Source organism: Dapis purpurea BLCC-M126 (genome assembly GCF_050015975.1).
GTDB lineage: Bacteria > Cyanobacteriota > Cyanobacteriia > Cyanobacteriales > Microcoleaceae > Trichodesmium.
The window spans coordinates 1-11,732 of sequence record NZ_JBNHER010000154.1 but is presented as its reverse complement, the minus strand read 5'-3'; the positions used below and the strand labels follow the sequence as shown (position 1 = coordinate 11,732).

Genomic DNA, 11,732 nt, shown 5'->3' with positions numbered 1-11,732 from the left:
GTCTTCGTCTTGCAGAATATTGGTGTTATCTCCTATTTCACCGCTGAAGGTATAGGTGCCTTGGTTGGTTAGGGTTAAACCTGTATCGGTGGCTTCTCTTATGATGTCATTAGGTTCCTCATTCCCCATAGTCCGACCGATGGTTTCAATAGTTAAGTCATAAGTACCGAAGAAGGAACCAAAACCGCTACCTTCTGTGTCGGGGTTGTAAATGCTATTGCCATCAGCACTAATGCCCAAATAGAACGTACCTGCTATGGGAGTAAAGAAACTAGCTGTATCTGGAGTTATTCCTTGGTCCCATTGCATCTCTTGACCTGTGGAGTCAAACAGTCGTACTGTTGCCTGACCTGCTGGGTTGTTATTTTCATCGAATAATCCAGGCAAGTTAAAGTTGACTGTTTCCCCGATATCCAAGTCAAATTTAAACAGGTCTACGTCTTCGTCTTGCAGAATATTGGTGTTATCTCCTATTTCACCGCTGAAGGTATAGGTGTCTTGGTTGGTTAGGGTTAAACCTGTATCTGTTGCTTCGACTAAAGTATCGTTGGGTTCGTCTCCACTTCGAGAACCTGTAGTTTCAATAGTTAAGTCATAGTTGCCTGCTGCAGAACCAAAGCCACTACCACTACCTTCTATGTTGGGGTCATAATTAGTATTTCCACTACCACTAATACCAACATAGAAAGTACCTATTTCCACTGCTTGATAGGAAACATAGTTAGGGTCTGGATCGGAAGATAATGATATAGAGTTTCCTGTAGAATCAAACAGTTGTATTTCAGCATTACCAACAAGACTAACAAAACTACCATCATCCTCAAATATCTCTATGTTTGAAGGTAAACGAATTGTTTCTCCTGCATCCAAGTCAAACTTAAATAAATCTACATCATCCTCTCGCAATAGATTAGTGTTGTCACCAATTTTACCAGAATATGTGTATGTACCTGGGTTAGTGAGGGTGAGTCCGGTGTGAGTTGCTCGTACTAGAGTATCATTGGATTCTTCAAATGTAGTTGAAGCTATATCGTCACCTGACAGTGCAGAAACGGGATAATTTAAGTTGATAGTGCGTTGGAATGTACCAGAGCGATCAAATACATCAATCTCAGGCGACGAGAAGTTCCCAACATAAATATCATTATCAATAATAGCAACTCCATCACCAGAGTTAGGGTCATCAAGAGTAAAAGAATTAGTAATTACACCCGTTATCGGATTAATTTCAAAAATTTGTGATGAATTGCCATCACTTACCAGTAAGGCATTTGGTTCTGTAATTCCCGCCAGTCCAAGGAAAAATGGCGTGATGCCGTTAATTCCGTCAATATCTAAGACGTTGGTAACAGAGTCGCTAACAGGATCGAACTCAATGATATCTCTGTTTTGGTGATCTGATATATAGACTTTTCCATCAAGAACAGCTAAACCAGCAAATTCACCAGAGACTGAAATGGAGTCATTGTCACGAACTGAGCCTGTATCTGGGTCTAGTTCCCATAGCTCTGTACTGAAACCGTTATCGTTAACAAAGAACAAACTGTTACCGTCAAAAGCTAAACCTTGAGGTCCTGATGAAAATGTTTCGGGGGCTGAGAAACTATTAATTTCTGCTCCTGTTTCAGGGTTTAACTCAATTATTTGAGAGGAAGGATCATTCTTGACAGCAAACAAGCGATCGCTTCCATTGACTCTTCCCGTGTCGCGACCAATAGTTTCAATAGTTAACCCGTAGTTACCTGCTTCATTACCCGAACCACTGCCTTCTGTGTTGGGATCATAACCACTATTGCCATTACCGCTAATGCCAACATAGAAAGTACCTGCTTCGTTAGCTTCGTAAATTTTGTAGTTATCAGCATCAGTTAGGAACTTAAGAGTCGTCGGAAATCTCTGTCCTGTTTCATCAAATAGTTGTACTTCTGCATTGGTAGTAAAATTGCCATTTTCATCTGATAATTCTATATTTCGTGGTATACGAACTCTTTCTCCCAACCCTAATTCAAATTTAAAGAAGTCTACATCATCTTCTCGCCTTAGATTAGTATTATCACCGATTTCACCAAAATAGCTGAAAGTACCGTGATTTTTCTGGGTTAATCCTGTGTGGGTTGCTCGTTGTATAGTATCATTTGGTTCTTCGTAGGCATCATCACTTACTAATGCTAAACCACCACCTTCTAAAATTTCTGTATCGCCAATACTTGTAGTTTGTGCTGTTGATACATCTATCTCGTAAAGTAAGGTATCGCCATCCCGTTTAGCATACAATACATTTTTTTCAGCATCAAAAGCTAATCCTGCATCTTGCCATGATGATATTCCAGTATCTCCAATAACAGACCATTGATCAGTATTGGGGTCGTAAAACAGCAAATCTTGGCTTCCACCTAAACCATACACTCCACCATTACCAAAGGCTAATCCTGACAAAGATACAGGAGGCGAATCAAGTTCAGAAATAGAATTGCCTGTACTTTGATTGACAGTATAGAAAATTCCACCATCTGTTCCATAGAGAATATTGTTAGTAGTGTCGTAGGCGAGTCCATTAGTATAAAAATTTTCACTACCAATTGAATTAGCAACGCTGCCATCAGCATTGATTTTTAATAAATTGTAGGGTTCGCTGCCATAAAGAAAACTTGAGGTATCGCTTGGAGCTAGACCAACATTCGCACCAGTATCTCCGTTAGTACCAACAAGAGTAGGATTACCTGTGCTTGTATCCAGAATGTACAAACCTTCATCGTTAACAGCAGCATCTCGACTAAAATACAGCTTACTTTGAGTACCTCCCATTTCACGACCAATAGTTTCAATGGTCAAGTCATACTTTCCTGGAGTTCCTGAACTACCACTACCTTCTATGTTGGGGTCATAACTACTATTACCACTACCGCTAATACCAACATAGAAAGTACCTGCTTCGTCAACTTCGTAAGTAACGTAGCCAGGATCGGAAGAGTTGAACACTGGGGGAGAAATCGGACTTCCTGTAGAATCAAACACTTGTACTTGTGCATCTACATTAGTATCATTGCCGTTTTCATCTAACAGATCTATAAATTCTGGTAAGCGGAGGCGATCGCCTATACCTAAATCGAACTTAAACAAATCAACATCTTGTTCAGGATCTACGTTAGGGTTATCGCCAATTTCACCAGAATAGGTAAAAGTACCATCGTTGCGAATAGTTAGTCCAGTGGAAATAGCTCGTAATAAAGTATCATTAGATTCTTGTGTCATTGCGATGATTCCTCCAAATTCAACAGCACCAATATCAGGGTTGCTATCTCGTAAAGCACCTCGTTGATCGTTATTTTCGTTAGTATTACCTGCATCAATAGCAGGGCTATTTGCGAGCAGGGCTTGGGTTTCAGTCGGTCCGCCATTGTCTTGTAGAATTCCCAAGCCTGGATCGCCTGATAGAGATGGATTATAACTACCATCCTCAATCAGGTTGTTAACATTAGTGTTGATATTACCACTAAGGTAGGCATCGTCACCATTTATGCTGTTGGCAATGATAGTATTGCTGAGGTTTGTTGTTCCCTTACTATATAAGCCATCCCCACGCCTATCAGCAGAATTATGAGAAATTGTAGCATTGGTAATAGTTGCCGTTCCATTACTACTAAAAATACCTCCACCATCAGCATGATTACCAGCAGTACTGTTATCATAAATAGTCGAGTTAACAACTGTTAAATTGCCATTTTTACTGTAAATTCCGCCACCATCAGTTTTATCTTTGCCATAGGCAGAATTACCAGATACAGTTGAATTGAGAACTTCTAGATCCCCATTGCGACTAAAAATACCGCCCCCATCACCAGAGCCAAAATCATCCGTCATGTATGTCGAATTATCGGCAATGGTTGAGTATTCGACTGTTGTGTTGCCATGGCGATTATAAATACCTCCACCACTACCAAAGGCAGTTCCTTCAATAATATTGCTAGAGATAGTAGAATTAATCACCGTTATTTCACTATACCAGCCGTAAACTCCACCACCATCACTCAAACCACCACTAACTTTATTGTCTGAAATAGTACTATCGACAATTTTGAGCTTACCATTGTTGATAGACACACCACCACCATCAGGATCGTCACCAAGATCGTGGCCACCTTCAATAAGCTCGGAGAATTCTCCATCAGTTAATTGCCCAATGGCTTCATTGTTAATAATCTGGCTGTTGATAATTTGTAAATAACCACCGTGACTATTGATTCCGCCACCATCAATAGATTTGTGTATGTCATATTGCCCCTGGATGCCAGTTGAGGTGTTACCGGAGATAATACTGTCTTGAACTGTTAGATTTTCTGAGGTAAAAATTCCTCCCCCACCACCTATGGGATTACCTCCTGTAATAGTCAAGCCATTTATGAATACATTAATAAAATCATCGCTATCATTATCTATATTAAATACTCGGAAGCCGTTATTTTGTGCATCCACTGTCAGCAGATTTGCACCCAATCCATTGATGGTGAGAGGATTGGTGATGAACAATTCTCCACTGGTTAGTCCTATAGTCTGTCCGGTGAGGGAACTATCAAAGGTAATAGTATCAGCATCCAGTGTTGCATTAGCCTTCTCAATAGCATCACGTAGGCTGCCATCTCCGTCATCCATGAAATTGGTTACATGAAAAGTTGCCATAAAATAATAATTTCCTGCTTATTTTGCCTAGATAATTCTTATAATTTTCTTAATTTTTTGATTCCTATCACAATTTTTGCTAGTATAATTAGAATTTATACTTTATAGCACAAAGCATTTTCTATTTAATTATGCCTAGCTACTTACTATGATAGTTAATTGGTTCGCTTTAACCCTTATTTAACCTAACTTTTTTCTGGCTAAACCAGCAAGCTTTTCTCAAAATAATATATAATGTTCAGTTAAATTGCTACCGTAAAATTACTGATTTTTCATATTTTAAAAACATAGTCAATCTGTAATTACTTAAGTATGTTTTTGGGACTCAATAAATATACTGAAAAGTCAAATAATATCTATAAATAAAAACATCATTAATATTTAGAGATAGATTATTTGTCTTGACTTTATGCACGATATGTTATAGCTGTATTTGTAGTCAAAATAATGAGGAGACTATGATGGAAAAGCGCACATTAGGCACATCCGAAATTAAAATTAGCCCAATCATTATGGGGACATGGCAAGCAGGAAAACGTGGATGGGCAGATATTGAAGATTCTGAGGTTATTAAAGGAATTAGAGCTGCTTTTGATGCAGGTATTACTACAATTGATACTGCTGAAGTTTATGGAGAAGGTTACTCAGAAAGAATCGTGGCTCAAGCATTGGGAGATGTCCGAGAACAAGTGGTTTTAGCAACTAAAGTTTTTGCTAATCATATGAAATATGACCAAGTAATAGAGGCTTGCGATCGCTCTCTGAAAAATCTCAATACTGATTATATTGACCTCTATCAAATTCATTGGCCATCTGGTGCATTTAATAGTGAAATTGTACCAATTGAAGAAACAATGAATGCTCTAAATAAACTGAAAGAAGAGGGTAAAATTAGAGCAATTGGTGTTTCTAATTTCACAAGCGAACAAATGGCAGAAGCAGCTCAATATGGTCAAATTGATAGTTTACAACCACCCTATTCTTTATTCTGGCGAAAAATAGAAAAATCCGAAATGCCTTACTGTGTTGAAAACAAGATTTCTATTATTGCTTATTCTTCCTTAGCACAGGGATTATTAACAGGTAAATTTGGACCAGACCACAAATTTGCTGAAGGCGATCACCGTGCTAAAAATAGATTATTTTACATTAAAGAAAACTACGAACGAGTACAAACAGCTATAGAAAAACTGCGCCCCATTGCTGAAAGGAAAGAATGCAGTATGGCTCAACTAGCGATCACCTGGTTGATTGCCCAACCCCAGACCAATGCTATCGTTGGAGCACGAAATGCAGAACAAGCAACTGCTAATGCTAAAGCTGGGGATGTTAAATTATCCTCAGATGAGGTAGCAGAAATTGATGCTATTGGGCAGATAGTTACCGATCATTTAGACGATCGCCCTGTTATGTGGGATTTTTAATAAGTTGTCAGCAATGGTAAATCTATCAGTAATGGAATGACAGATCTTCATACACAACAGTTGAAAATCCTCATTGCAACCAAAGGGAAGCAATCTCTAAAACCCCTGATGTTGCTTCTTTCTACTTCGTTTCAGTCCCAATGACTTACAATAACTAATCATGCGTATTTGATATCAGTAGCGTGTTACGACAGATTGTTAAATATACTGATAGCGAGTGATTGTAAGCTGTCTAACTTACTCTACTGGACTGTTTCATCTAAAATAGTGCGTTATATCATTGGGGGCGGGTTTATCTAATCAAATGTGAAAACTAATTAACTAATTAATTTAACGGGGAAACCCGCCCCTACTATTGCAACATTTTAGGTGTTTCACGCCATTACTAGATCTACACAGCTAAAACTGTGCATTAGAAAAGTGTTTGGAGATTGCTATCCTGACGGACTGCTCCGCATTCATGTCGGCTCTTAGCCGAAACACTATCGTTTGCTATCGCAAAGCTGCGCTTTATCCTGACGGACTGCTCCGCAAACATGTCGGCGACAGCCGAAACGCAATGACAATTATAACGCACTATTTTAGTTGAAACACTCCACTACACCTATATATTAATGGTTTTGGAGATGCATTTAGGGGCTATCAACAGTATTAAAATAATTGTACAAAGTTAAATATAATTAGACATTTACTGTGATATACTAAAATTATGTCTAATTTGTTAACTGTTAAAAGAGGTGACTTACCAGTTCAAATGCAATCAATCAAGACTAAATTAAAAGTTAACAATCAACAAAAAACCATACTAACTAAACACGCTGGTGTATCCAGACACGCCTATAACTGGGGATTAGCAACTTGCATCACTGAGTATGAAGAAACCCAAAAACGGCCTAGTGCTATCACTTTACATAAACGTTTAGTAGCTGAAGTGAAATCAATTAATCCTTGGTACTATGAAGTATCTAAATGTGCTCCTCAACAAGCATTAAGAGACTTAGAGAGGGCATTTAAAAACTTTTTGACTATTCCTAAATGTGGATTTCCGAAGTTTAAGAAAAAGGGTAAAAAAGACAGTTTCTATTTAGATGGAAGTATTAAAATTATCCAAGGAAACTATATCAAACTACCAAGAATAGGAATAGTAAAAACTTATGAAATCTTACCTTCCGTACCAGTCAGAAATGTGAGAATATCTAAACGGGCAAATAATTGGTACATAAGTTTTAAATACGATGACAGGCCAACTCCTACTGCCAAAGAACGAGATATCATTGGTGTAGATGTGGGAATCAATACTCTAGCAACTTGTAGTGATGGAACCAAATTTGCTAACAAAAAAGCCTATAAGCAAGCCAAAAAACGACTAACTCGTTATCAACGTCGTGTCAACAAAAAAGAGCCAGCGTCGAAAAACAGAGCCAAAGCCATCAAAAAACTAGCAATGATTCATAAAAAAGTAGCAGATATCAGAGCAGATGCACTACATAAACTGACAACCTGGTTAGCTAAAAACCACAGCACCATAGTGATAGAAGATTTGAATGTAAGTGGAATGCTCAAAAACCATAAACTAGCAAGCGCGATAGCAGATTGTGGCTTTTATGAGTTTAAGCGTCAACTTATATACAAGTGTGAGTGGTATGGCAGTGAGTTAGTAATAGCAGATAGATTTTACCCAAGTTCTCAAATATGTTCTCATTGTGGGCATCAACAGAAAATGCCTTTACATGAGAGAACTTATAATTGTGCTAACTGTGGATTTCAAACTGACAGAGACTTTAATGCTGCTGTCAACCTAGAAAATTATGCACATCAGTAGGTGGAGTTCCCACCGATTTTAAGCCTGTGGAGAAGATAAGTTACAGACTGCGGTCAGTGGTCTTCACTGAAACAGGAAGCTAGCTCCAAAACTCATGCAATCATTCATGGGTAAGTTTGGGTAAGTTTAGTAGAACGGCACTTTACTACATTGATATTATTGATTTTTAAGCAATAAATAGTAATCTACGCATTTTATCGTGTTTATCGTATATTGGCCTAGATCAAAGATCAGTACAATAGCCGATGTCTTTAAGCTTTGATTGCAACTAAATTGGTAACTGTCAAATGCAATAGAGCATAAAAAGAACTGTCAAAGGTAATGTATTAGGGTAGCTATTCAAAGCTTGTATCTACTAATTTGTTGATAACAGTAGAGGTAAGTAATTATGAACAACGCAATCAAAGCAGCTATAGCACTTCCTATTTCTATCGGAGTAGTGATTTCTGGAAATTCCACCCATGCAGCTAGTTTCACTTATGCAGAAACAGTAGAGTTTTATGATAAAGGCGAGTTTCAATACGACAATGCAGGTCAAATTGCTACTCGAACTAACGTAAATAATGCACTTGGCGCACCTGAAGCTAATGCTAATAACAATTTTCTTGCCCTTGGTGTTGGAGGAGAAGCTGTATTTAGTTTTGGTGGGATGTTTTCTGAAGAGGTAAAAGTTTGGGAGACTACTTTGGGAAAGTATAGTTCTCAAAGTGACTATGATGAAAAAGTAGAAGTATTCGTGGGAAATGACTTACAAAATTGGTTGAGTATTGGTACGATCGAGAATATTGCTGATGAAGCTTATATAGGGGGAGCTACTCTAGATATTGGTAACAACAACTTATATCAATATGTCAGATTAGTAGATATGTCAGAAGATTTAGAAGGTCGTGACGGTTTTGATATCAATGCTATAGCTGTAAATATGGAAGGGCAAAGAGAACGTGTTCCTGAAAGCTCTACTACATTAAGTTTATTAGCAATTGGGGCATTAGCTATTAGTTCTCTGAGCAAGCGTAAACAACAATAAAATTATTTTTGTGGGCGTTGCTGATTTTAGGTATGAAAGAAACTCCGCTCCTCAGATTGGTAAGAGTCATTAATTAAGTGCAAATTATATCTAGTTCTCACTTTTGGTTTGGAAAAAAACTTCTTTCTATTTCCTGACTCGTGACTTCTAAATATCATACATTTATTCAGCAAAGCCTCTTTTTCAAGTGTTTCCATAAACTGTTATACTTGTCCCCCAGTATAATTAGGGGGGCAAGCTTTTCTGTGGAAAACATGATCTTAATCAGGATTTCCAGTCAATGAAGCGGGTATAAAAATAAGCAATCGCTTCTCCAATAACAGTCCGCATACCTGCACTTGACTGCCACCATTTGTGAGGGTTATAGCCTTTGGGTTCAAGAGCAATCACACCTACCTGAATATCTGGACTAAAAACATTCCGATAAATCATCCAGCTACGACGAGCGTGGGGCCCTAAAGAATAGATATTGATAGAGTTTACTTTGAGATTAGAAGTTTCTAGCCATTCTTTCACTGCCATAGCAGAAGCAGTAGTACGATACTTGCTAACTTGAGGAGTTGGTATAGGAACCACTCGATCTGGATCGACACCCCAAATAATCAAAGTTGCTGCTGTTAGTTCGGCAAAGTTATCATATTCTGATAGATAAAATCCCTTACCTATGGGCGTACCTGTGGTAATTAATTTTTGATAAGCACCACGATCAAATTCTGCGATCGCCGATTTTACTGCATAGTCTGACATCCAACCTTCAACTATTAGTAAATCAGCTTCTATACGAGAGGTTACTGCTAAAAATGAGTAAATATTCCAGCAGCACATCACAATTAGAAAAATAATTAATCCTATAATTAATATCCATAACTGAATTATTGAAGTTAATTTTTGCTGCCATTGTAATAGATTATTTTTGAAGTCGTTTTGTTCGTTATTTTCGAGTGACATTCACATATAGCTAAAATCAGAAGTCAGAAGTTAAATTCGCAGCACGAAGTAAATTTGAGAGTGGGAAAATCTTTTAACCGCCCTGGCAACTCCCATATTAAAGACAAGAGGTAATAGGCAAATGAAAAAATGGTCAATTTCAATTTTTTGAAGTAGTATAGTGGGCAAATTTTTAGTAATAGATATTAATCTTTAATCAAGTAATATTTGCCCACTCTACCGATTATATCAAATCCGCTTAATTCGGTATCAAAAATGTTCGATCTGAATCTGAGCGCCATTACCAAATATACTGGCTTATCTTCCTATTCCCATCCCTGGAGGGGTTAGGGGTGGGTTTCCCACCCTCTACACCAATGCTACCGGATTTGATTTTATCTAGCCATTAGAAGCTTTTTCCAGATTTTTTTGTTGATGTAAATATTCAAAAACACTCTTATCTCCAATATCTGGAGGTATTGCTTGAAATGCCTTTCGGATAGCAAAAATCATAAATAGGAACGCCCAAATTCCTAATAAAAATTCTTTCATTTCAATTGATAGAAAACCAACTAGATGAGACAGGAGTAAAAAGGGCACTAAAGGTGTGAGAAATTTAGTTTCCAAACGATTAAAGCAAAAAGCTTCTTTAAAATAAATACCAGTCAAAGCAGCAAAGGTAAAACCTACGCCAAAAATAGTGACTGGATTGTTGTAAACTATTAGAGCAAGAGGCTGACTACTGTTAATTGCTAAGATTATCGTAGCAATGGCCCCTATTAGCCAAAATAGCTGGAGTATTCGGTGTAAAGTGGCCATATAAATATGAATAGTGGCCAAACTTATACCTAAAGCCAGGCAAAAACAGCCAATTAGGGGCGTAAGTGTTTGAATAACGGTTGGATTTTCACCTTGCCATAAGACTAGGACACTGCCTAATGCAAAACTAAGGGCAGCTATCATTAAGCCAGTACGGTAAATAATTACACCAAGGCGATCGCTTTTAGTTATGGTAAAATCTCCGAACTGTCCTTGATAAACTATTGGTTCTGGAGATTGTAGTATTTGTGTCATAGTTTACTCGTAAGATAGATTAACCGAATTTTTTTATTCTATATATTCTTTAATCATAAACCTGGATAAGGGGAGAACTTCATGCCAAAATCTAATCAACGACAAAATAAAAATAAGTCTCAACCTGATACCAGAAACCTTCAACCAATTGAAATTGATGAGACTATTGTATCAGCGAAAACTGCTAAAGTGAATGGTGGAGAAAATCTGACAATAACTGTACCTATTGAAAATTTTTTACAGCAGATAGGTGCTTTTCAAGGTATAGAAGGAGAAGATGAAGCAGAACAAATTCATTGGGAAGTTTTTGAACAAAAATTAGAGGAAATTTTCGGCAGTACAAATTTAGAAGTTAATCTGACTAATTTAAAAAAGTATTTAAAATATCTGAAGCAAAATCTGACAATTCCTTGTTTAGTTACAGGTATGGAAGAATTTGAATGGGAAGAACATTATACAATTGGTCCAGGAACTAAAAAAGAATATCAAAAACTAAAAAAGACACAACCATCTTATACAGATAAATTTAATCTTTTAAAATTAGATAATAAATTAGATCTCGAACATGGAATTTTAGCTGTATTGGAACGCACTACAGATAATCGAAAGTTTACATTGCCACTAGCTGATTTAGAAACGGTTGTAGAAGATTCTATTAATGGTGAATTATTAGAAGATTATTCCATGTGGTTTTTTAGCTATTGTGAATGAGAAGGAAGAGGGAAGAATTCATTAATTGATAATTGATAATGGATAATTGATAATTACCTCTGGTTAAAAC

7 protein-coding genes are annotated in these 11,732 nt (G+C 37.3%); 4 read left to right on the top strand and 3 right to left on the bottom strand.

Translation table 11 applies throughout. The features are described from left to right. The coding region (locus ACP6PL_RS14025; protein ID WP_426545878.1) for a choice-of-anchor Q domain-containing protein at nucleotides 1–4,677 on the bottom strand (4,677 nt) is incomplete at its 3' end. 461 nt (nucleotides 4,678–5,138) lie between these two features. On the opposite strand from ACP6PL_RS14025, the gene ACP6PL_RS14020 reads away from it, so the two are divergent. The 3 genes from ACP6PL_RS14020 (at nucleotide 5,139) to ACP6PL_RS14010 (ending at nucleotide 8,950) form a co-directional block, all read left to right on the top strand. Next, nucleotides 5,139–6,101, top strand: a complete 963-nt coding sequence (locus ACP6PL_RS14020) for an aldo/keto reductase (RefSeq protein WP_426545879.1) — start codon at nucleotides 5,139–5,141, stop codon at nucleotides 6,099–6,101. Nucleotides 6,102–6,810: 709 nt separating this feature from the next. Next, entirely contained in the window at nucleotides 6,811–7,923 is a 1,113-nt protein-coding gene (locus ACP6PL_RS14015) for an RNA-guided endonuclease InsQ/TnpB family protein (RefSeq protein ID WP_426545877.1), read from the top strand. Nucleotides 7,924–8,311: 388 nt separating this feature from the next. Next, the gene (locus ACP6PL_RS14010; protein WP_426545876.1) at nucleotides 8,312–8,950 is read left to right on the top strand and encodes a PEP-CTERM sorting domain-containing protein; all 639 of its coding nucleotides are present in this window, start codon (nucleotides 8,312–8,314) and stop codon (nucleotides 8,948–8,950) included. A 264-nt stretch (nucleotides 8,951–9,214) separates the two neighbouring features. Here the strand turns inward: ACP6PL_RS14010 and ACP6PL_RS14005 are convergent, their stop codons facing one another. Both ACP6PL_RS14005 and ACP6PL_RS14000 read right to left on the bottom strand, forming a co-directional pair. After that, nucleotides 9,215–9,898 (bottom strand): YdcF family protein, encoded by a 684-nt coding sequence (locus tag ACP6PL_RS14005; protein ID WP_426545875.1) that lies wholly within the window; start codon nucleotides 9,896–9,898, stop codon nucleotides 9,215–9,217. Nucleotides 9,899–10,276: 378 nt separating this feature from the next. After that, complete coding sequence (locus ACP6PL_RS14000; RefSeq protein ID WP_426545874.1) at nucleotides 10,277–10,951, bottom strand: DUF2301 domain-containing membrane protein; 675 nt, start codon at nucleotides 10,949–10,951, stop codon at nucleotides 10,277–10,279. A gap of 81 nt (nucleotides 10,952–11,032) precedes the next feature. Here ACP6PL_RS14000 and ACP6PL_RS13995 point away from each other — a divergent pair, with 81 nt between their 5' ends. Then, nucleotides 11,033–11,662: a hypothetical protein gene (locus ACP6PL_RS13995; protein WP_426545873.1), complete on the top strand. Its 630-nt coding sequence runs from the start codon at nucleotides 11,033–11,035 to the stop codon at nucleotides 11,660–11,662. Nucleotides 11,663–11,732: the final 70 nt, after the last annotated feature.